This is a genomic window from Streptomyces crystallinus, from assembly GCF_039521265.1.
GTDB lineage: Bacteria > Actinomycetota > Actinomycetes > Streptomycetales > Streptomycetaceae > Streptomyces > Streptomyces crystallinus.
Map to the genome: position 1 here is coordinate 97,700 of NZ_BAAACA010000005.1, position 20,591 is coordinate 118,290.

Here is a 20,591-nt window from a genome sequence, read left to right on the forward strand (position 1 = left end):
ACGGAATATGTAGATCCTGTTGCGGGCACTCCGCGACTGGGCAACGGACCGGAGGCGGTGACCCGTACGCGGGTACCGCGCACGCGCGTACGCACGCGTGCGCCCCCGCCCGGGTACGCGCGAGGGCGGCGCCCCGGACCGTTCCGTGGTGCCGCCCCGCGCCTCGTACCCGCGAAGCCGGGACGAATCAGCCCTGTCGGCCGCTGCCCAGGTGGTGGACGCGGACCATGTTGGTGGTGCCGGGGACGCCGGGGGGCGAGCCCGCCGTGATGACCATGGTGTCGCCTTCGTTGTACCGCTTGAGCTTGAGCAGTTCCGCGTCGACGAGGTCCACCATCGCGTCGGTGTTGTCCACGTGCGGGACGACGAACGACTCGACGCCCCAGCTCAGCGCCAGCTGGTTGCGGGTGCCGGCGTCCGTGGTGAAGGCCAGGATCGGCTGCGCGGTGCGATAGCGGCACAGCCGGCGGGCGGTGTCACCCGACTGGGTGAACGCCACCAGCGCCTTCCCGTCCAGGAAGTCCGCGATCTCGCAGGCCGCGCGGGCCACCGAGCCGCCCTGGGTGCGCGGCTTCTTGCCGGGGACCAGCGGCTGGAGGCCCTTGGAGAGGAGCTCCTCCTCGGCCGCCTCGACGATGCGGGACATCGTCTTGACCGTCTCGATCGGGTACGCGCCGACCGAGGACTCGGCGGAGAGCATGACCGCGTCCGCGCCGTCCAGGATGGCGTTGGCCACGTCGGAGGCCTCGGCGCGGGTCGGGCGCGAGTTGGTGATCATCGACTCCATCATCTGGGTCGCCACGATCACCGGCTTGGCGTTGCGGCGGCACAGCTCGATGAGGCGCTTCTGCACCATCGGGACCCGCTCCAGCGGGTACTCGACGGCGAGGTCGCCACGGGCCACCATCACACCGTCGAACGCCATGACGACGCCCTCCATGTGCTCGACGGCCTGCGGCTTCTCCACCTTGGCGATGACCGGCACCCGGCGGCCGACCTCGTCCATGACCTTGTGGACGTCCTTGACGTCGTCGGCGTCGCGGACGAAGGAGAGGGCGACCAGGTCGCAGCCCATCCTCAGGGCGAACCGCAGGTCCTCGACGTCCTTCTCGGACAGGGCCGGGACGTTCACCGCCGCGCCGGGCAGGTTGATGCCCTTGTGGTCGGAGATGACACCGCCCTCGATGACGATGGTCTTGACCCGGGGGCCCTCGACCGAGGTCACCTTGAGCTCGACGTTGCCGTCGTTGATCAGGATCGGGTCGCCCTTGGAGACGTCGCCCGGCAGGCCCTTGTAGGTGGTGCCGCAGATCGACTTGTCGCCCGGGACGTCCTCGGTGGTGATGACGAACTCGTCACCGCGCACCAGCTCGACGGGGCCCTCGGCGAAGGTCTCCAGGCGGATCTTCGGTCCCTGGAGGTCGGCGAGCACGCCCACCGCGCGACCGGTGTCCGCGGCGGCCTTGCGGACACGGTCGTACCGTTCCTGGTGCTCTGCCTGGGACCCGTGGCTGAAGTTGAAGCGGGCCACGTTCATACCGGCCTCGATCAGAGCAGTCAGCTGCTCGTAGGAGTCGACGGCGGGGCCCAGTGTGCAGACGATTTTGGAACGGCGCATGAGGCGATCCTATCGGTTTGTTTCGCTCCGGAATATTCCGTCTGGTGGAATGTACAAATGGGCGGAGGTGCGCTCAGGCGTGGCCTCCGGACCGGTCGCTGTCAGGTTCCGGACCGGACCAGCGCGTACGTCTGCGTCGCGATCTCCAGCTCCTCGTCCGTGGGTACCACTGCCACGGCCACCCGCGCGTATTCCGGCGAGATCAGCCGCGGCGCGTCGGACCGTACGGCGTTGAGCTCGCCGTCGACCGCGAGCCCCAGCTCCTCCAGACCCAGCACGGCGGCCTCGCGCACCGGCGCCGCGTTCTCGCCCACCCCGGCGGTGAAGGCGACCGCGTCCACCTTGCCCAGCACCGCGTAGTAGGCCCCGATGTACTTCTTCAGCCGGTGGATGTAGATGTCGAAGGCGAGGGCCGCGCGCTGGTCGCCCGCGTCGATCCGGCGGCGGATCTCACGCATGTCGTTGTCGCCGCAGAGCCCGACCAGACCGCTCTTCTTGTTGAGCAGAACGTCGATCTCGTCCGTGGACATCCCGGCGACCCGCTCCAGATGGAAGGTCACCGCCGGGTCGATGTCACCCGAGCGGGTGCCCATGACCAGGCCTTCGAGCGGAGTGAGCCCCATCGAGGTGTCCACGCACACCCCGCCGCGCACCGCCGACGCCGAGGCGCCGTTGCCCAGGTGCAGCACGATGACGTTGACCTCGGAGGGGTCCTTGCCGAGCAGCTTCGCCGTCTCGCGCGAGACATAGGCGTGCGAGGTTCCGTGGAAGCCGTAGCGGCGGATGCGGTGCGCGTCGGCGGTCTCCACGTCGATCGCGTACCGGGCCGCGTGCTCCGGCATCGTGGTGTGGAAGGCGGTGTCGAAGACGGCCACCTGCGGCAGGTCCGGGCGCAGCGCCTGCGCGGTGCGGATGCCGGTGATGTTCGCCGGGTTGTGCAGCGGGGCGACCGGGACCAGCCGCTCGATCTCCGCCATGACCTCCTCGGTGATGACGGTCGGGGCGCTGAACTTCAGCCCGCCGTGCACCACCCGGTGGCCGATCGCGGCGAGTTCCGGCGAGTCCAGGCCCAGGCCGTCCTTGGCGAGCTCCTCGGAGACCGCCTTGAGGGCGGCCCCGTGGTCCGCGATCGGGCCGGTCAGCTCGCGCTTGTCACCGCCGGTCAGCGGGGTGTGCACCAGGCGGGAGGTCTCCTCGCCGATCCGCTCGACCAGGCCCGACGCGAGACGCGTGGAGCCCGCCATGTCGAGCAGCTGGTACTTCACCGACGAGGAGCCGGAGTTGAGTACGAGGACGCGCGACGGGGTCGGGTCGGTGCTGGTCATGCGGAGCTCTCCTGTGCCTGCGCCTGGGCCTGGATGGCCGTGATGGCGACGGTGTTGACGATGTCCTGGACGAGGGCGCCGCGCGAGAGGTCGTTGACCGGCTTGCGCAGACCCTGGAGCACCGGGCCCACGGCCACGGCGCCGGCCGAGCGCTGCACGGCCTTGTAGGTGTTGTTGCCGGTGTTGAGGTCCGGGAAGATCAGGACGGTGGCCTGCCCGGCCACCTCCGAGTCCGGCAGCTTGGTCGCGGCCACCGAGGGCTCCACGGCCGCGTCGTACTGGATCGGCCCCTCGATCCTGAGGTCCGGGCGCGCCTCGCGGACCAGCTTGGTGGCCTCGCGGACCTTGTCGACGTCGGCGCCCGAGCCGGAGGTGCCGGTCGAGTACGAGAGCATCGCGATCCGCGGGTCCACGCCGAACCGGGCCGCCGTCGCGGCCGCCTGGACCGCGATGTCGGCCAGCTGCTCGGCGTTCGGGTCCGGGTTGACCGCGCAGTCGCCGTACACCAGCACCTTGTCGGCGAGGCACATGAAGAAGACGGACGACACGATCGAGGCGTCCGGCTTGGTCTTGATGATCTCGAAGGCGGGGCGGATGGTGGCGGCGGTGGAGTGCACCGAGCCGGACACCATGCCGTCGGCCCGGCCCTCCTGGACCATCAGGGTGCCGAAGTAGTTGACGTCCGCGACGACGTCGTACGCGAGCTCCACCGTCACGCCCTTGTGCGCGCGCAGCTCGGCGTACCGCTCGGCGAAGCGCTGGCGCAGCGGTGAGGTGTGCGGGTCCACGATCTCGCACCGGCTGACGTCGATGCCGAGGTCGGCGGCCTTCTTGCGGATGGCCTCCACCTCGCCGAGCAGCGTCAGGTCGCAGACGTCGCGGCGCAGCAGGACGTCGGCGGCGCGCAGCACCCGCTCCTCGGCGCCCTCGGGGAGCACCACCCGGCGGCGGTCGGCCCGGGCCTGCTCGAGGAGCTCGTGCTCGAACATCATCGGGGTGACCCGGCCGCTGCGGGCCACCGACATCCGGGCCAGCAGGTCGGCGGTGTCGGTGTGCCGCTCGAAGAGGCCGAGCGCGGTCTCCGCCTTGCGCGGGGTGGAGGCGTTCAACTTGCCCTCGAGGGCGAAGAGCTCGCCGGCCGTCGGGAAGGAACCGCCGCTCACCGCGACCACCGGGGTGCCGGGCGCGAGGCGGTCGGCGAGCTTGAGGATGGCCTCGCCGGGCCGCTCGTCCAGGGTCAGCAGGACGCCGGCTATCGGAGGCGTCCCGGCGCTGTGCGCGGCCAGCGAGCCCACCACCAGGTCGGCGCGGTCGCCCGGGGTCACCACCAGGCAGCCCGGCGTCAGGGCGTTGAGGAAGTTCGGCAGCATCGCGCCGCCGAAGACGAAGTCCAGCGCGTCCCGGGCGAGCCCGGCGTCGTCGCCGAGCAGGACCGTGCCGCCGAGCGCCGAGGTGATCTGGGCGACGGTCGGCGCGGCCAGCGCGGGCTCGTCGGGCAGTACGTAGCAGGGCACCGGCAGCTGGGCCCTCAGATGCTCCGCGATGCCCTCGCGGTCCTGCGGGTTCACCCGGTTGACGACCATCGTGAGCACGTCGCAGCCCAGCGCCTGGTAGGCGCGGTGGGCGTTGCGGGCCTCGGCGCGCACCGACTCGGCGGGCTGGCCCTTGCCGCCGACCACCGCGATCACCGACGCGCCGAACTCGTTGGCGAGGCGGGCGTTGAGCGACAGCTCGTCCGGGAGCTGGGTGGCGGCGAAGTCGGTGCCGAGGACGAGCACCACCTCGTAGTCGCGGGCGACCTTGTGGAAGCGCTCGACGAGCTGGGAGACCAGCTCGTCGGTGCCGCGCTCGGCCTGGAGCGCGGAGGCCTCGTGGTAGTCCATCCCGTACACCGTCGCGGCGTCCTGGGACAGCCGGTAGCGGGCGCGGAGCAGGTCGAAGAGGCGGTCCGGGCCGTCGTGCACCAGGGGACGGAAGACGCCGACCCGGTCCACTTGGCGGGTCAGGAGCTCCATGACTCCCAGCTCGACGACCTGGCGGCCGTCCCCCCGGTCGATCCCGGTCACGTACACGCTGCGCGTCACGCGTGCTCTCCCGTTCTGTCTTCGTCTCGGTCTTCGTCGTGCTGGGCCGGTCGTACGGAACATCGTCCTGGCGGGCTGGTCGGGCGGGCTGTTCGGGCGCGAAAAAAATCGCGGCGGGGCAGCCTCGCCCTCTTGACAATACCTCTGCGGGTGGTTAAAGCGCCCGCCGGGCGGAGGTGGGGACCAAGGTCCCGGATGCAGTGGACGGACGGGTCCGGACCCTGCGGGCAGAAGGGCCCGGACCCCGGGGGCGAAAGGCCTTCGGGCGGAGCAGTGGGGTGGCGCTGGGAGGGCGGGTGCCCTGAGGTGCGTGTGACAATCGGGTCGTCGGCCCGGTTCCTCGCGGTCGGCGGGCACGGCACGACAGAGCAGGAGACAGAGTCACGATGCGCATCGGAGTCCTCACCGCGGGCGGCGACTGCCCGGGCCTGAACGCAGTGATCCGGTCGGTCGTGCACCGGGCCCTGACCGGCCACGGCGACGAGGTGATCGGCTTCGAGGACGGCTTCAAGGGCCTGCTCGACGGCCACTTCCGCCCGCTCGACCTGGACTCCGTCTCCGGCATCCTCGCGCGCGGCGGCACCATCCTCGGCTCGGCCCGCCTGGAGCGCGCCCGGCTGCGCGAGGCCGCCGAGAACTGCGCCGAGCTGGCCCGCCGTTACGGCATCGACGCGCTCATCCCGATCGGCGGCGAGGGCACGCTGACGGCGGCCCGGATGCTCTCCGACGCCGGGATGCCGGTGGTCGGCGTGCCGAAGACCATCGACAACGACATCTCCGCGACCGACCGCACCTTCGGCTTCGACACGGCCGTCATGGTCGCGACGGAAGCCATCGACCGGCTGAAGACCACCGCCGAGTCGCACCAGCGCGTGATGGTCGTCGAGGTCATGGGGCGGCATGCGGGCTGGATCGCGCTGGAGTCCGGCATGGCGGGCGGCGCGCACGGCATCTGCCTGCCCGAGCGGCCCTTCGAGGTCGACGACCTGGTCAAGATGGTCGAGGAGCGGTTCGCGCGCGGCAAGAAGTTCGCGGTGATCTGCGTCGCCGAGGGGGCGCACCCCGCGGAGGGCGCGATGCCGTACGAGAAGGGCGCGATCGACCAGTACGGTCACGAGCGGTTCGCGGGCATCGGGAACCGGCTGGCCATCGAGCTGGAGCGGCGCCTGGGCAAGGAGGCCCGGCCGGTCATCCTCGGCCACGTCCAGCGCGGCGGCGTGCCGACCGCGTACGACCGGGTCCTCGCGACCCGGTTCGGGTGGCACGCGGTGGAGGCCGTGCACCGGGGGGACTTTGGGAACATGACCGCGTTGCGGGGGACGGATGTGGTGATGGCGCCGTTGGCTTCGGCGGTGACGGAGCTGAAGACGGTGCCGGCGGGGCGCATGTTCGAGGCCGAGTCGGTCTTCTGAGGGCTCTGCCCCCATGACCCCCGCGACGGCCTGCGGCCCGCTGCGACGGCCTGCGGCTCCCGCTGGGCGTTTGTCTGCGGACCGGTGGCCGCTTCCCGCGCAGTTCCCCGCGCCCCTAAACCCGCTTTCGTCTGCGGGCCGTGGCCGCTTCTCGCGCAGTTCCCCGCGCCCCTGAAAGCCTGTGGCTGAGCTGGGTTTTCCGGCTGCGGCCGACCCCCTAGGGGCGCGGGGAACTGCGCGACCAGCCCGCCACTCAGCCGCAGACAAAGGCCGGGCAGCTACACCTGGGCCAGGGCCCAGAAGTGGTCCACTATGTGGTCCAGGAAGTCGCGGCCCGCGTCCCCCGCCGTCGGCTCCGCCGACGAACCCGTCGTGCCCCAGCTCATCGTGGAGACCATGCGGCCCTGGTAGTCCGTGTGGAGCTGCTCCAGGACGTCCTGGAGGTGGTGGCGCGGGAGGGGGAGGAGTTTGGCGGCGGGGCGGACGTAGGCCTGCCAGCGGGTGGTCACCGCGCTGCGCAGGAGCTCGGCCAGATCCTCGTGCTGGCCCGTCGCCGTGATGTAGTCCCGCAGCGACAGGTGCAGCGCCTCCGCCAGCGCCTGCGACTGCCGCTCGTTGCCCCGCCAGCGCCCGGACTCCTCCATCCGGAGGTAGGCGGACACGTCGAGGCCGACGCGCCGGGCCAGGTCCTCCGCGCTGAGGCCGCCCGCCATCCGGTGTTCGCGGAGCGTGGCCGCCGCCGCCATCAGATCGCCCGGGGAGCACCACAGCACTCCCGCCAGCGCGGTCAGCTCACGGGAGTCGGGCGTGCCCAGGCCCCGCTCCCAGGAGGAGACGGTCTCGGGCGAGACCCGCAGCCCGTACTGGGCGTACAGGCCGTAGGCGACATGGCCGGGCGCCATGCCCAGCGCCTCGCGCAGACGGCGCATCGCGGGGGCGTTGAACGGCGGGGTGGGGTGCACGCGCACACCGTAGGTGCACAGGGTGACGGCTGACCACGGTGTGTTCGCCCAAACCTGTCAGTCCGTAGGAAGGTACGGCTCCATTTATCGGGTGGGTCACGACCGGCCCCGGACCCCTTGACCTCAGCCCTTGACCGCCCCGCCCAGCGCGAACCCGCCGCCCAGACGGCCCGCGATGGCCACGTACAACAGGAGCACCGGCGTCGAGTAGAGGATCGAGAAGGCGGCCAGCTCCCCGTACACCACCGAGCCGTAGTTGCCGAAGAAGGTGAAGATCGAGACCGAGGCGGGCAGGCGGTCCGGGGAGAGCAGGAGCATGAAGGGGACGAAGAAGTTCCCCCACAGCATGATGAAGGTGTAGATCGTCACCACCAGGACGCCCGGCCCCATCAGCGGCAGCACCACGCGCCACAGCGTCTGCGGCATCGACGCCCCGTCGGTCCACGCCGCCTCCTCCAGGACCCGGGGCACCCCGTCCATGAAGTTCTTCATCAGCCAGATGGCGAACGGGAGCTGGGCGGCGGCCAGGAACAGGGCCGTGCCGTAGACCGTGTCGATCAGGTCGACCTGCACGAACAGCCCGTACACCGGGACCATCACCGCCGTGATCGGCAGACAGGTGGTGAACAGGACGGTCAGCAGGTACGGGCGGGTCAGCCGGGAGCGGTAGCGGGAGAGGGGGTAGGCGGCGAGGACCGCGCACACCACCGTCAGGGCCGTCGCGCCGCCGCACAGCACCAGGCTGTTGAGCATCGGGGTGAAGGTGACCTCGTCGGTCCACACGGCGGAGAAGTTGTCCAGGGTGGGGGAACCCGGCACCCGTACGCGCAGATCCGCGTCCGCGTCCAGCGAGGAGAACAGCAGCCACAGCAGCGGCAGCGCGAACGCGGCCGCGACCGCCAGCAGCGCCGCGTCGGCGGCCAGCCGCTCCCGGGTCCGGCGGCGCGTCGGACGTCGGCGCACCCTCACACCTCCACCCTCATCAGCCGCAGATAGACCACCGAGAACAGCGCCCCCACCACAAGCAGCAGCAGCGCCACCGCCGTCCCGTACCCGATGAGGCTCTTCACGAACGCCTGGTCGTACATGAACACCGGCAGCGTCTGGCTGCGCCGGCCCGGGCCGCCCCGGGTCATCGCCCAGATCAGCCCGAACACGGAGAGCGTCTGGAGGGTGTTGAGCATCAGGTTGGTGCCGATGGAGCGGCGGATCATCGGCAGCGTGACGTGCCACAGCCGGCGCAGCCCGCTCGCGCCGTCCACCTCCGCCGCCTCGGTGATCTCCTGGGGGATCTCGGCGAGCGCGGCCGAGTAGATCAGCATGGAGAAGGCGGTGCCGCGCCAGACGTTGGCGAACGAGACCGCCAGGACCGGCAGGCCGAAGAGCCAGTCCTGGGTGGGCAGATGGAGCCATGCGAGGAGGGCGTTGAGGGTGCCCTCACGGCGGAAGAACGCGTACAGCAGGAACGCGGCGACGATCTCCGGCAGCACCCAGGCCGCGATGACCAGCGTCCCCGTGAGCGTGCGCACCGGCCGCGAGGCGCGCCGCATCAGCGCGGCCAGCGCGAGGCCCAGGGTGTTCTGCCCGACGATCGAGGAGAGCACGGTGAACACCAGCGTGAGCCATACGGCGTTGCGGAAGCCCGGGTCGGCGAACGCCCGCCGGAAGTTGTCGAACCCGACGAAGCTGGTGCCGGAGGAGCCGGTCAGCTGCATGTCGGTGAAGGCGATGTAGACGCAGTAGCCGATCGGCCCGGCGAGGAAGAGCAGCAGGAGGAGGGTGGCGGGGGTGAGGGGGAGCCAGCGCAGGAGTGTGCGCCGCCGGGCACCCGGTCCGCCTTTCCTGCCCGTTCCGACCGCGCCGCCCGCCCGGCCCGGGTGCGTACGTGCCGCGTCCCTCACCGTGACGTCACCGCGCCCCCGGTGATCGTGCCCAGCTGCTTGTCGTACGCCCTGGCCGCCTCGGCCGCCGAGGAGTCACCCGTCGTCACCGCCTCCATCGCCTCGCCGATCGCCGTGGAGACCTGCGGGTAGACCGGCAGCGCCGGGCGGTAGTGGGTGTACTTGACCAGGCCGGTGAAGAAGTCGATGCCCGGGGTCGAGCGCAGATACGCCGGGTCCTTCGCCACGTCGTCGCGCACCGCGATCTGCGCGTCCGCCACGCTCCACTTCACCGCGTTGGCCGGCGTCTGCATCAGCTTGACGAACTCCCAGGCCAGCGAGGGGTTCTTGGCCTTCTTGGGGATCGCCCAGGTCCAGCCGCCGGACATGGAGACCCGGCCGGGTGCCTGGCCGTCCTTGGTCGGCATCGCGGCCTGTCCCAGCACGCTCGACCACTGCGGCCAGTCCTTGGTGCCCCTGCCGCTCCAGAACTGGCCCAGCCACGAGCCGTCCAGCGCGATCGCCAGCTTGCCCTCGGGCAGCCATTCGGTGCCGACCCGGGTGTTGACGTTGGGGTCGAGCGCGTCGGAGACATCGGGGCCGAGCTTCTCCGCGTACACCGTCCGTACGAAGTCGAGCGCGTCCTTGAAGCCCTGCGAACCGGTGACCCACTTCTTGGCGGCGGGGTCGTACAGCGGGTTCTCGCCGGTCCCGTACAGCAGCATCTCGAAGCCCTGCATCACCGCCGCCTCGCCGACCGCCTTGCCGGTCAGGACGTTGAGCGGGATGACCCCGGGGACCTTCTTCCTGATGGTGCGGGCGGCGTCGAGGATGTCCGCCCAGTTCCTCGGCTGCCAGTCGGTGGGCAGGCCCGCCCTGGCGAGGATCCGCTTGTTGAACCACAGGCCCCGGGTGTCGGTGCCGTCGGGGACGCCGTAGGTCCTGCCGTCCTCCGCCTTGGCCGCCGTCTTCGCGGTGGGCACGAAGCGGCTCCAGGCGTCCCAGGTGGCCAGCTGGTCGTCCAGCGGTCTCAAGTAGCCGGCCTTGATGTCCGAGTTGATACGGAAGGTGTCCTCGTAGACCAGGTCCGGCGCGGTCTTGCCCGAGCGCATCATCTGCTGGGCCTTGGTGGCGTAGTCGTTGTCCGGGGCCTGGATGGGGACGAGCTTGACCTTCTTGCCGGGGTGGTCCCTCTCGTACTGCTGCTTCACCGACTCCAGGAAGTCGTCCTTGAAGCGGACCTTGTTGTCGGTGGAGCGGTTGTAGGCGACCTTGACGGTGTCGGAGTCACCGCCGGAGCCGCCGCCGCACGCGGCGAGCGAACCGGCGGTGAGCGCGGTGGCGAGGACCAGCGGGGCAACGGCGGTGGGGCGCACGGCACGACCTCCTCGGGCCACGAATGGCTGCCCGGTGAACGTAAAGCCGCCCCGGGGCATGGTCAATGGGGCCCGTCGCGCCCGAAGATCAGCTGATGTACCGTCAAGTCGCCTGTCAGCGACGGGAGTCGACCCAGCGGTACTGGAGCTCCGGGCGGCCGATCTGGCCGTACTGCGGGGTCCGCTCGGCGCGTCCCGTGGTGACCAGATGCTCCAGATAGCGGCGTGCGGTGATGCGGGAGATGCCGACCTCCTCGGCGGCCTCCGAAGCGGTGAGACCGGTCGCCGAGGAGCGCAGGGTGCGGGTCACCGCCTGGAGCGTGGGCGCGCTGAGCCCCTTCGGCAGGGCCGTGGGCTGCGGGGCGCGCAGGGTGGACAGCGCCCGGTCGACCTCCTCCTGCCCGCTGGCCTCCCCGGCGGTCGCGCGGAACTCGGCGTACCGCACCAGCCGGTCGCGCAGGGTGGCGAAGGTGAAGGGTTTCAGGACGTACTGCACCACGCCCAGCGAGACGCCCTCGCGCACCATCGTCAGATCGCGCGCCGAGGTCACCGCGATGACGTCGGCGCCGTGCCCGGCCGCCCGCAGCGAGCGCACCAGCTGGAGGCCGTGCCCGTCCGGCAGATAGAGGTCGAGCAGCAGCAGGTCGACCTCGACGCGCTCCAGCACCCGCAGCGCCTCGGCCCGCGAGTGGGCGGTCCCGGTCACCGTGAAGCCGGACACCCGGCCCACGTAGAGCCGGTGCGCGTCGGCGGCGACCGGGTCGTCCTCGACGACCAGCACTCTGATGGGCCCCGCGTCGCCGGTCATACCCGCACCGCCCCACCGCTCAGCGGCAGCCGTACGGTGAACTCGGCGCCCCCGTACGGCCCCTGGGCCAGCGCCACGCTTCCCCCGTGCCGCGCGACCGTCATCCGCACCAGCGCCAGGCCGATGCCGCGCCCCGGGCTCTTGGTGGACCAGCCGCGCTCGAAGACGGCGTCCACGGCGGCCGGATCGACTCCGCGCCCGCTGTCAGCGACCCGCAGGACCAGCTCCTCGGCCTCGGTGGTGAGGGTGACCGCGACCCGGGCGCCCGCACTGCCCTGGGCCGCGTCGACCGCGTTGTCCACCAGGTTGCCCAGGACCGTGACCAGGTCGCGCGGGGCGAGGGCGGGCGGCAGCAGCCCGTCCTCGATGGCGCTGCCCTCGGTCAGGCTCAGCTCGACGCCGTGCTCGTTGGCCTGGGCCGCCTTGCCGAGCAGCAGCGCGGCGAGCACCGGCTCGCCGACGGCGGTGACGACCTGGTCGGTGAGGGCCTGGGCGAGCTCCAGCTCGGCGGTGGCGAACTCCACGGCCTCCTCGACCCGGCCCAGCTCGATCAGCGAGACCACCGTGTGCAGCCGGTTCGCCGCCTCGTGCGCCTGCGCCCGCAGCGCCTGGGTGAAGCCGCGCTCGGAGTCCAGCTCGCCCGACAGGGCCTGGAGCTCGGTGTGGTCGCGCAGGGTCACCACGGTGCCCCGGCGGCCGCCGCTGGAGACCGGGCGGGTGTTGACCACCACGATCCGGTCGGCCGTCATATGGACCTCGTCCGCCCTCGGCTCGCTCGCCAGGAGCGCCCCGGCGAGCGGCGCGGGCAGCCCGAGCTCGGCCACCGACCGGCCCACCGCGTCCTCGCCGAGCCCCAGCAGCTCCCGGCCGCCGTCGTTGATGAGCGCGATCCTGCGCTGCCCGTCCAGCATCAGGAGCCCCTCGCGCACCGCGTGCAGCGCGGCCTGGTGGTAGTCGTGCATCCGGCTCAGCTCGGCCGCGTTCATGCCGTGGGTGTGCCGCCGCAGCCGTGCGTTGATCACATACGTGCCGAGGCCGCCGAAGGCCAGCACCCCCGAGGCGACCGCGAGCAGCGCCGCCACCTGCCGGCGCACCTGCTCGCTGATCCTGTCGATGGTGATGCCCGCGCTGACCAGGGCGGTGATCCGGCCGTGGTCGCGCACCGGCGAGACGGCCCGTACGGAAGGGCCGAGCACGCCCATGTGCGTCTCGCTGAACGTGTCGCCGCGCAGCGCGGGCCGGATGTCGCCGAGGTACTTGCGGCCGATCTCGCCGGGCACCGGGTGCGTCCAGCGGGTCCCGTCCGGCGCGAGCACCACCACGAAGTCCACGCCGGAGGTGTGCCGCAGGGTCTCCGCGTACGGCTGGAGGACCGCCGTCGGGTCCGGGGAGCGGACCGCCTCCACCACCGCCGGCGAGGTGGCGACGGCGGTCGCGATCGCGGTGGTCTGGCGCCGGGCGGTCTCCTCCGCCTGGGCGCGGTCCTGGACGTACGAGTAGAGCGCGCAGCCCGCCACGATCGCCGCGACCAGCACCACCTGCATGGCGAAGAGCTGGCCCGCGAGGCTGCGGGGACGGGGTATGCGCATGCCGGACAGTGTGCACCCGCGCGGGTCACCGTTCGGACAAGCGGCGTGAACGAAATGTACGCAAGCGTGACCGGCGTCACAGCCTGGGCGATAGTCGCGGGGATCCATCGAGCCATCGGGACACAGCCGCCCGTACGTGGGACGCGTACGGACGCAGGAGGAGGCACCCCCGTGACCGCAGCAGCCGCCAGGCGCGACCGGACGCACTATCTCTATCTCGCCGTCATCGGCGCGGTGCTGATCGGCATCACCGTGGGCTTCGCCGCCCCCGGGGTGGCCGTCGAGCTCAAGCCGATCGGCACCGGCTTCGTGAACCTGATCAAGATGATGATCTCGCCGATCATCTTCTGCACGATCGTGCTCGGCGTCGGATCGGTCCGCAAGGCCGCCAAGGTCGGCGCGGTCGGCGGACTCGCGCTCGGCTACTTCATGGTGATGTCGACCGTGGCGCTCGCCATCGGCCTGGTCGTCGGCAACATCCTGGAGCCCGGCTCCGGACTGCATCTGACCGAGGCGACCCGGCACGCGGGCGCCAAGCAGGCGGCGGGCGCCAGCGAGTCGACGGCCGACTTCCTGCTCGGGATCATCCCCAAGACGATGGTCTCCGCCTTCACCGAGGGCCAGGTCCTGCAGACCCTGCTGATAGCGCTGCTCGTCGGCTTCGCGCTCCAGGCGATGGGCTCGGCGGGCGAGCCGGTCCTGCGCGGCGTCGGGCACATCCAGAAGCTGGTCTTCAAGATCCTGTCGATGGTGATGTGGGCGGCGCCGGTCGGCGCGTTCGGCGCCATCGCGGCGGTGGTCGGCGAGACCGGCACGGACGCCCTGAAGTCGCTGGCCGTCATCATGGTCGGCTTCTACATCACCTGTGCGCTCTTCGTCTTCGTGGTCCTCGGCACGCTGCTGCGGCTGCTGGCCGGGGTGAACATCTTCCGGCTGCTGAAGTACCTGGGCCGCGAGTTCCTGCTGATCCTCTCCACCTCCTCCTCCGAGACGGCGCTGCCCCGGCTGATCGCCAAGATGGAGCACCTGGGCGTGAGCCGGTCGGTGGCGGGCATCACGGTGCCCACCGGCTACTCCTTCAACCTGGACGGCACCGCGATCTACCTCACGATGTCCTCGCTCTTCATCGCCAACGCCATGGGCGACCCGCTGAGCGCCGGACAGCAGATCTCGCTCCTCCTGTTCATGATCGTCGCCTCCAAGGGCGCGGCCGGGGTCACCGGCGCGGGCCTGGCGACCCTGGCCGGCGGCCTCCAGTCGCACCGCCCCGAACTCGTCGACGGCGTCGGCCTGATCGTCGGCATCGACCGCTTCATGAGCGAGGCGAGGGCGCTGACCAACTTCGCGGGCAACGCGGTCGCCACCGTCCTGGTGGGCACCTGGACCAAGGAGATCGACACGGCGCGGGTCGAGGAGGTGCTGGCCGGACGGGCCCCGTTCGACGAGCTGGCGTTCGCGGCGAGCGACCCGCACGCGGCGGCCCGGGAGCCGCAGGTCACCCTTGCCAAGGACGCCACCGCCCCGGACGTTCCCGAGGCACGGGAACCCGCCACCCGCTGACGGCGTCCGGACAGGTGTCCACTACGGTGCGGGGCGTCCGTCCGGAAGCGGGTGACGGGGAGAGCGAGCGTAATGAAGATCGACTGGGACCGGCGCACCTGCGCGCGCAAGGGCCATGTGACGTACGAGCCGAGCGAGGCGGAGCTGCGCGAGCGGCTGCGCGCCCACACCGGGCTGGGCGAGGCCTGGCGCTGTCTGCGCTGCGGCGACTTCGCGCTGGGCGCCCCGCACGGCGCGGGGCCCGCCGCCGACGCGCCGCTGGTGCCGCGCGGCAAGGTGCTGCGGGATCTGTTCATCCTGCGGTTCCTGGCCGTGGAGCGGCTGGTCCGGGGTGTGTTCATCGTCCTGGTGGCGGCCGCGGTGTGGAAGTTCAGCAACAGCCAGGACGCGGTGCGCCGGCTCTTCGACGAGAACCTGGACGTCTTCCGCCCGGTGTTCCAGCACTTCCACTACGACCTCGACCACTCGCCCGTGGTGGGCACCATCCAGAAGTCCTTCGGCTACAAGCACTCCACGCTGGTGGCGGTGGCGGCGGCGCTCCTCGTGTACGCGCTGATCGAGATCGTCGAGGCCGTCGGGCTGTGGCGGGCCGAGCGCTGGGCGGAGTACCTGACCGTGGTGGCCACGGCGGCGTTCCTGCCGCTGGAGATCTACGAGCTCACCGAGAAGATCAGCTACCTCAAGATCGTCACGCTGGGGCTCAACATCCTCGCCGTGCTCTACATCCTGCTCTCCAAGCGCCTGTTCGGCCTGCGCGGAGGGCGGGCAGCCTTTGAGGCGGAGAGGCACAGCGCGTCGCTGATGGAGGTCGAGGCGACGGCCGGCCTCGCGGTGCGGACGACGTGAAAGGAAGCCGAATGAGCAATACGAGCAAGAAGTTCGCCGTGGTGATCGCCCTGCTCCTGGGCACGGCCCTGGTGGCCCCGGCGGCGGCCGAGGCGGCGCCGCAGGCGGTGGTGCGCACGGTGTCCGCGCAGCCCGCGTCCGGCGCGCTCGCGCCCGCCGCCGCGCCGGCGGCGCCTGCGGCGCACCAGACGTCCGGGCACGCCGACCATGTGACCCTCGCCAAGCCCAAGAAGAAGAAAAAGAAGAAGGGCTTCCTCAAGAAGCTGGGCATCTTCCTGCTGGTGATCTTCCTGCTCTTCGTGGCGTTCGTGGTCCTGGTGATCTGGCTGATCGTCCGCAGGGTCCGCCGGCGCCGCGCCTGAGCCACGTGCGTCTCAGGGCAGCAGAGCCCGTTCCTCGTCGCTGAGGACCAGATCGGCGGCCGCCGCCGAGTCCCGTACGGACTCGGGGCGGCTGCCGCCCGGAATGGGGACCACGTTCGGGGAGCGGGCCAGCAGCCAGGCCAGCGCGATCCGCTGCGGGCTGACACCGCGTTCGCGGGCGACCGTGTGGAAGGCCTGGTGCGCGGGGTCGGCGGCGACGGCCGAGGCGCCGTCCAGCGAACTGCGCGAGATACCGCCGAGCGGGCTCCACGGCAGGAACGCGAGCCCCAGCTCGGCGGTGAGCCGCAGCTCGGGCTCGGCGTCGCGGACGGCGGGGGAGTACCGGTTCTGCACGGACACCAGCCGCTCCCCGAGGATGTCCCGGGCCAGCAGGATCTGCTCCGTGTCGGCGTTGGAGATCCCGACGAGCCGGACCGTGCCCTCGTCGGTCAGCTCGCGCAGCGCGCCGAGCGAGTCCGCGTACGGGACGGCGGGGTCGGGCTTGTGCAGCTGGTACAGCCCGATGGCATCGGTGCCGAGCCGCCGCAGCGACGCCTTCGCGGCGCGCTTGAGATGCTCCGGCCGCCCGTCCACGCTCCAGTCCCCGTCGTCGGTGCGCCCGCGCCCGCCCTTGGTGGCGACGAGGACGTGGTCGGTGGGGCGGCCGTACGAGACGAGGGCGCGGGCGAGCAGCAGCTCGTTGTGGCCGGGCTCGCCGCCGGGGGCGTAGTACGAGTCGGCGGTGTCGAGCAGGGTCACGCCCGCGTCGAGCGCGGCGTGGACGGTGGCGAGGGCGCGGGCCTCGTCGGGCCGCCCTTCGATGGACAGGGGCATGGCGCCGTAACCGATGGCGCTGACCTTGAGGTCGCCAAGAGCGCGATATCGCATATCAGTTGCCCCCCTTGTCGGCCTTGCCGGCCGAGAGCGTCTGTGCCACGGCGTCGGTGAGCCAGTCCTTGGTGTGCGAGAAGGTGAAGCCGAGCCGCTCGGCGCGGGTGTTGTCCATGCCGTACGAGCGCCGGAAGGAGAACGGGGAGACCTCCCCGACCTCGACGGTCCGATAGCGGGCAGGCCCGCCGCCGATCGCGGCCACGATGTCCTCGGTGGTGAGCGGGCCGTGCGAGGCGGCGTTCACGGGCCCGGTGAAGTCCTGCCCGCCCGCCCAGAACAGGAAGTCGGCGATCTCGTCGACGTTGATGTAGGTGGCGGGGTGGTTGGGGGCGGGCACGGCGATGGGCTCGCCGGCGCGCAGCCGGTCGGCGTAGTGGGCGATGCGTCCGGTGAAGTCGTCGGCGCCGCCGAGGACGTGGGCGACGCGGACGGAGACGTACGGGAAAGCGGGCGCGGCGGCGAACACGGCCTCGGCCTGGCGCTTGCCGTCGCCGTAGTGGGCGTCGAGGAACTCCGGCTCGTGCCAGGGGATTTCCTCGTCGACCGCGACGGTGGACGGCTCGACGGCGCTCTCGCCCACGGGGGCGGCCGAGTCCTCGTACTCGTACACCTCGACCGTCGAGGTCATCACATAGCGGCGGGTGCGGTGGGCGAAGACGCGGCGGGCGGTGGCGGCCTGGCGCGGGGTGTAGCAGACCTGGTCGAAGACGACGTCGAACGTCCGCTCGCCGAGGGCGGCTTCGAGGGCGGCCTCGTCGTCGCGGTCGGCGACGAGGTGTTCCACGCCGGGCGGGGGTGGCGCGGACCCCCGGTTCAGTACGGTGACGTGGTCACCGGCGGTGACGAGTCGGGAGATCAGCCGCTTGCCGAAGTAGCGGTTCCCGCCGATGACCAGCACGTTTCGGGAGTTCGCTGTCCTGTCGAATGTCATGCACACAGTGTTACGTTGGCGGGCGGCATCCTGAAGGGGGAAACATGGGAGAACTGGCGGCGGTACCGAAGGAACCACGGAGTTCAAGGGCGCTGACCCACGATTCCTCAGCGGCCTTCGATCAGGTGGATCGGCAGCTGCTGGAACTGGTCCAGTCGGAGGGCCGGATCAAGCTGAGCGAGCTGGGCCGCAGGGTGCGGCTGAGCCCGGCGGCGGTCACGGAACGCCTGCGGCGGCTGGAGGCGGGCGGGGCGATCACGGGGTACGGGGCGAGGGTCGACGCGGCGCGCCTCGGCTATGGCATCCAGGCGTTCATCCGGGTCAACCCGCACGGCGGCTACACCCTGAAGCACCCCAGGACACTGGAGCTGATGGAGCGCGAGGAGGTCCGGGAGGTCCACCACGTGGTGGGGGAGGACTGCTGGATCATCAAGGTGGCGGTGGTGGACACGGCGCACCTGGAGGAGGTGCTGGGGGAGGTGTCGGCGCTGGGCCGGACGACGACGTCGATCGTGCTGTCGTCGCCGGTGGGCGGGAAGCCGTTGCTGCCGCCGGGGTAGGGGCGGGCGGCTGAGCTGGATGCTTACCGGGTGGTGCGTATCTGACAATTAAGTCGGTACTTGTGGGGAGTTGGTGGCGGACGAAGGATCGCCCCATGACGACTTTGCCTTCCAAGAAGACCGAAACGGTAAGTGTGATTGGCCTGGGCAATATGGGGCGCGCGCTGGCGGGCGCGTTCCTGGCGGCCGGGTATGCGACGACGATCTGGAACCGTACGGCCGGACGCGGCGACGAACTGGTGGCCCGGGGCGCCGTGCATGCGCCGAGCGCGGCGGAGGCGGTGCGGGCGAGCGCGCTGACTGTGGTGTCGCTGGTGGACTACGACGCGGCGGAGGCGGTGCTCGGGCCGCTCGCGCAGGCGGGGGCGTTCGGGGGCGGGCGGGTGCTGGTGAACCTGACCTCGGACACCCCGGAGCGGTCGCGGTCGGCGGCGGTGTGGGCGGCCGAGCACGGCATTCCCTACCTCGACGGTTCGGTGCTGGTCCCGACGCCGGTGGTCGGGACCGCCGAGGCGCTGGTGCTGTACAGCGGTGACCGAGCGGTGTTCGCGGAGTACGAGGACGTGCTGCGGGCGCTCGGCGGCCGGGCGGAGTTCCTGGGGGAGGACGCGGGGCTGGCGGCGGTGTACGACCTGGCGATGCTCGACTTCTTCTACACGGCGATGTCGGGGCTGGTCCACGCGTTCGCCCTGGCGGGGGCGGACGGGGTGAAGGCTGTGGAACTCGCCCCGTTCCTGGACACGATCTCCTCGATCCTGCCGCCGCTGGCGGGGGCGATGGCGGGGCATGTCGACGCGGGCTCACACCCCGGGACGCTCGGGAACCTGGCGATGGAGACGGCGGGGATCGACCACATCCTGCACACGGCGCGCCGCCGGGGCCTGGACGTGACGGTCCTGGAGGCGGTCCGGACGATCGCGGGGCGGTCGGTGGGGAAGGGGTACGGGGGTGACGACTGGTCGAGGACGGTGGACGAGGTCCGCACCGCTTGATTCCCCCACCCCGCCCCTTCCCTGAAGCCCTCTGGCGGGCGGCCGGGCATTTCGTCCGCAGACCGTGGGTGGCTGGTCGCGCAGTTCCCCGCGCCCCTAGGGGGTACGGCCGCCGCAGCGACCAAAGACGCGGGCAACAGGGGCCGCGGGCCCTGTCCTTGAGGGACGCGGGGCAAGGCCTACGCGAGGGGTGCCGGGGTGAATTTCCCGGCTCCCCCCCGCATTGGGGCGGAGAGCCTGCCGACGGCTACGCCGGGTCCCGTTCCCCCGCCGATGAGACCGCTTGTCCGGACCCGGCCCTCAGAACTTCCGCGACCCTCTCCGCCAGCCCGGCGGGAATCATGCCTACCTCAACCCATGGCGTTCCCCGGCCGCTCACGACGGGCCGTAGCCGCTCCCTGGTGTTTTCCGGCGCCCCGATGGCCCCGAGCGCACCCTTCAACATTTCGGCGGCCGCTGTGGCCCGGTCCCATCCACCTCTCCACTGCGACATCTCCCTGTCAGACACCAGCACACCGTCCCTTCACGCGCTTCGGTCCGGTGAGCCTCCCGCTGGTCAACCGGACGGGGGAACCCCGTACGTTTCCCACTTCGGGACGTCCCACAGCGGGTAGAACGTCCCCTGAGTTACCGCAACTTGGGAGAGGGCGGCCATGCCGAACGAGCGACTGCGAGCCGTCATGACGTCAGGTGGATGGACGCACGCAGACCTGGGCCGCGTGACGGGAGTCGATCCCAAGAGCGTTGAGCGGTGGGTGAACCTGGGACGCGTTCCGCGACGGGCAACGGCACTGAAGGCCGCCGAGGTGTTGGGAGAGGACGTGCACGCACTCTGGCCTGCGCTCCGGCAGTCGCGGGCGGCCCAGAAGGTCAGTCCCGAACTGGTCGCTGTGTACGACCAGCGGGCAGACCTGCCCGTATCCCTGTTCGTGGATCTCCTGGCGTCGGCGCGGGAGCGTGTCGACGTCCTTGTCTACGCTGCGGTGTTCCTGCACGAGGCGTATCCGAAGCTCAACGATCTCCTGCGGGAGCGGGCGGCCGCAGGGTGCACGGTCCGTATCGCGGTGGGTGACGCAGACAGCGTCAACGTGCGACAGCGCGGCATGGAAGAGGAGTTCGGCCACGGGATCGAGACCCGCTGCCGCCTCGCCCTCATGCACTTCCGGCCGCTGACGGCGGTGCAGGGCATCGAGGTGCGTACCCACGGGACGACGCTTTACAACAGCCTGTACCGCGCTGACGATCAAGTATTGGTCAACGCGCACATGTGGGGCGTCAATGCATACCGGGCACCTGTGTGGCATCTGCGGCGTCACGGCTCAGGTGGCATGTTCGACACGTACGCCGACAGTTTCAGTGCCGTGTGGGCCACTGCCGAACCCGTGGAAGAGTGAG

General features: G+C 71.2%; 18 protein-coding genes. 7 read left to right on the plus strand and 11 right to left on the minus strand.

Annotation, left to right across the window (positions count from 1 at the left end; all coding sequences use genetic code 11):
• Window positions 1-187 precede the first annotated feature (187 nt).
• The 3 genes from pyk to pta form a co-directional block, all read right to left on the minus strand.
• Window positions 188-1,618 carry a pyruvate kinase gene (gene pyk / locus ABD236_RS03405; RefSeq protein ID WP_344069913.1) on the minus strand — a complete coding sequence of 477 codons (1,431 nt, stop codon included), beginning with the start codon at window positions 1,616-1,618 and terminating at the stop codon, window positions 188-190.
• Between the two features lie 101 nt (window positions 1,619-1,719).
• The gene (locus tag ABD236_RS03410) at window positions 1,720-2,943 is read right to left on the minus strand and encodes an acetate kinase (RefSeq protein ID WP_344069915.1); all 1,224 of its coding nucleotides are present in this window, start codon (window positions 2,941-2,943) and stop codon (window positions 1,720-1,722) included.
• Window positions 2,940-5,027: a phosphate acetyltransferase gene (pta, locus tag ABD236_RS03415; protein WP_344069917.1), complete on the minus strand. Its 2,088-nt coding sequence runs from the start codon at window positions 5,025-5,027 to the stop codon at window positions 2,940-2,942. The genes ABD236_RS03410 and pta overlap by 4 nt, the downstream gene beginning before the upstream one ends.
• A gap of 386 nt (window positions 5,028-5,413) precedes the next feature.
• Between pta and ABD236_RS03420 the strand changes: the two genes are divergently transcribed.
• On the plus strand, window positions 5,414-6,439 hold the full coding sequence (locus tag ABD236_RS03420) for an ATP-dependent 6-phosphofructokinase (protein ID WP_266983967.1): 1,026 nt from the start codon (window positions 5,414-5,416) through the stop codon (window positions 6,437-6,439).
• Window positions 6,440-6,717: 278 nt separating this feature from the next.
• Here the strand turns inward: ABD236_RS03420 and ABD236_RS03425 are convergent, their stop codons facing one another.
• From ABD236_RS03425 to ABD236_RS03450, 6 genes are all read right to left on the minus strand, one after another.
• Window positions 6,718-7,368 (minus strand): helix-turn-helix domain-containing protein, encoded by a 651-nt coding sequence (locus ABD236_RS03425; RefSeq protein WP_344070109.1) that lies wholly within the window; start codon window positions 7,366-7,368, stop codon window positions 6,718-6,720.
• 156 nt (window positions 7,369-7,524) lie between these two features.
• Window positions 7,525-8,370 carry a carbohydrate ABC transporter permease gene (locus ABD236_RS03430; protein WP_425543808.1) on the minus strand — a complete coding sequence of 282 codons (846 nt, stop codon included), beginning with the start codon at window positions 8,368-8,370 and terminating at the stop codon, window positions 7,525-7,527.
• Window positions 8,367-9,209, minus strand: coding sequence for a carbohydrate ABC transporter permease (locus ABD236_RS03435; RefSeq protein WP_344070111.1), 843 nt, complete (start codon window positions 9,207-9,209; stop codon window positions 8,367-8,369). Before ABD236_RS03435 ends, ABD236_RS03430 begins: the two co-directional genes overlap by 4 nt.
• 89 nt (window positions 9,210-9,298) lie before the next feature.
• A complete protein-coding gene (locus tag ABD236_RS03440) occupies window positions 9,299-10,657 on the minus strand; it encodes an extracellular solute-binding protein (protein ID WP_344069924.1) in 1,359 nt (452 codons plus the stop codon).
• A gap of 115 nt (window positions 10,658-10,772) precedes the next feature.
• The gene (locus ABD236_RS03445; protein WP_344069926.1) at window positions 10,773-11,465 is read right to left on the minus strand and encodes a response regulator; all 693 of its coding nucleotides are present in this window, start codon (window positions 11,463-11,465) and stop codon (window positions 10,773-10,775) included.
• Entirely contained in the window at window positions 11,462-13,054 is a 1,593-nt protein-coding gene (locus ABD236_RS03450; RefSeq protein ID WP_344069928.1) for a sensor histidine kinase, read from the minus strand. Before ABD236_RS03450 ends, ABD236_RS03445 begins: the two co-directional genes overlap by 4 nt.
• A 171-nt stretch (window positions 13,055-13,225) precedes the next feature.
• Between ABD236_RS03450 and ABD236_RS03455 the strand changes: the two genes are divergently transcribed.
• From ABD236_RS03455 to ABD236_RS03465, 3 genes are all read left to right on the plus strand, one after another.
• Entirely contained in the window at window positions 13,226-14,614 is a 1,389-nt protein-coding gene (locus ABD236_RS03455; RefSeq protein WP_344069930.1) for a cation:dicarboxylate symporter family transporter, read from the plus strand.
• 72 nt (window positions 14,615-14,686) lie between these two features.
• Entirely contained in the window at window positions 14,687-15,460 is a 774-nt protein-coding gene (locus tag ABD236_RS03460) for a DUF2127 domain-containing protein (RefSeq protein WP_344069932.1), read from the plus strand.
• 11 nt (window positions 15,461-15,471) lie between these two features.
• On the plus strand, window positions 15,472-15,822 hold the full coding sequence (locus tag ABD236_RS03465; RefSeq protein ID WP_344069934.1) for a hypothetical protein: 351 nt from the start codon (window positions 15,472-15,474) through the stop codon (window positions 15,820-15,822).
• A 12-nt stretch (window positions 15,823-15,834) separates the two neighbouring features.
• On the opposite strand, the gene ABD236_RS03470 is transcribed toward ABD236_RS03465, so the two are convergent.
• Entirely contained in the window at window positions 15,835-16,710 is an 876-nt protein-coding gene (locus tag ABD236_RS03470) for an aldo/keto reductase (RefSeq protein WP_344069936.1), read from the minus strand.
• 1 nt (window position 16,711) lies between these two features.
• Window positions 16,712-17,644 (minus strand): NAD-dependent epimerase/dehydratase family protein, encoded by a 933-nt coding sequence (locus tag ABD236_RS03475; RefSeq protein ID WP_344069938.1) that lies wholly within the window; start codon window positions 17,642-17,644, stop codon window positions 16,712-16,714.
• 44 nt (window positions 17,645-17,688) lie between these two features.
• Here ABD236_RS03475 and ABD236_RS03480 point away from each other — a divergent pair, with 44 nt between their 5' ends.
• The 3 genes from ABD236_RS03480 to ABD236_RS03490 all read left to right on the plus strand — a co-directional run bounded on the left by ABD236_RS03480 (window position 17,689) and on the right by ABD236_RS03490 (window position 20,590).
• Window positions 17,689-18,204 carry an Lrp/AsnC family transcriptional regulator gene (locus ABD236_RS03480; protein ID WP_344069941.1) on the plus strand — a complete coding sequence of 172 codons (516 nt, stop codon included), beginning with the start codon at window positions 17,689-17,691 and terminating at the stop codon, window positions 18,202-18,204.
• Window positions 18,205-18,299: 95 nt separating this feature from the next.
• Window positions 18,300-19,196, plus strand: coding sequence for an NAD(P)-dependent oxidoreductase (locus ABD236_RS03485; RefSeq protein ID WP_344069943.1), 897 nt, complete (start codon window positions 18,300-18,302; stop codon window positions 19,194-19,196).
• A gap of 653 nt (window positions 19,197-19,849) precedes the next feature.
• Window positions 19,850-20,590, plus strand: coding sequence for a helix-turn-helix domain-containing protein (locus tag ABD236_RS03490; protein WP_344069945.1), 741 nt, complete (start codon window positions 19,850-19,852; stop codon window positions 20,588-20,590).
• Window position 20,591: the final 1 nt, after the last annotated feature.

What these genes read in the sequence shown, in the direction of transcription:
- pyk (WP_344069913.1), bottom strand. Translation starts at nt 1,618, where the DNA reads ATGCGCCGTTCCAAAATCGTCTGCACACTGGGCCCCGCCGTCGACTCC.
- ABD236_RS03410 (WP_344069915.1), bottom strand. Translation starts at nt 2,943, where the DNA reads ATGACCAGCACCGACCCGACCCCGTCGCGCGTCCTCGTACTCAACTCC.
- ABD236_RS03420 (WP_266983967.1), top strand. Translation starts at nt 5,414, where the DNA reads ATGCGCATCGGAGTCCTCACCGCGGGCGGCGACTGCCCGGGCCTGAAC.
- ABD236_RS03425 (WP_344070109.1), bottom strand. Translation starts at nt 7,368, where the DNA reads ATGCGCCGTCTGCGCGAGGCGCTGGGCATGGCGCCCGGCCATGTCGCC.
- ABD236_RS03445 (WP_344069926.1), bottom strand. Translation starts at nt 11,465, where the DNA reads ATGACCGGCGACGCGGGGCCCATCAGAGTGCTGGTCGTCGAGGACGAC.
- ABD236_RS03450 (WP_344069928.1), bottom strand. Translation starts at nt 13,054, where the DNA reads ATGCGCATACCCCGTCCCCGCAGCCTCGCGGGCCAGCTCTTCGCCATG.
- ABD236_RS03460 (WP_344069932.1), top strand. Translation starts at nt 14,687, where the DNA reads ATGAAGATCGACTGGGACCGGCGCACCTGCGCGCGCAAGGGCCATGTG.
- ABD236_RS03465 (WP_344069934.1), top strand. Translation starts at nt 15,472, where the DNA reads ATGAGCAATACGAGCAAGAAGTTCGCCGTGGTGATCGCCCTGCTCCTG.
- ABD236_RS03470 (WP_344069936.1), bottom strand. Translation starts at nt 16,710, where the DNA reads ATGCGATATCGCGCTCTTGGCGACCTCAAGGTCAGCGCCATCGGTTAC.
- ABD236_RS03475 (WP_344069938.1), bottom strand. Translation starts at nt 17,644, where the DNA reads ATGACATTCGACAGGACAGCGAACTCCCGAAACGTGCTGGTCATCGGC.
- ABD236_RS03480 (WP_344069941.1), top strand. Translation starts at nt 17,689, where the DNA reads ATGGGAGAACTGGCGGCGGTACCGAAGGAACCACGGAGTTCAAGGGCG.
- ABD236_RS03485 (WP_344069943.1), top strand. Translation starts at nt 18,300, where the DNA reads ATGACGACTTTGCCTTCCAAGAAGACCGAAACGGTAAGTGTGATTGGC.
- ABD236_RS03490 (WP_344069945.1), top strand. Translation starts at nt 19,850, where the DNA reads ATGCCGAACGAGCGACTGCGAGCCGTCATGACGTCAGGTGGATGGACG.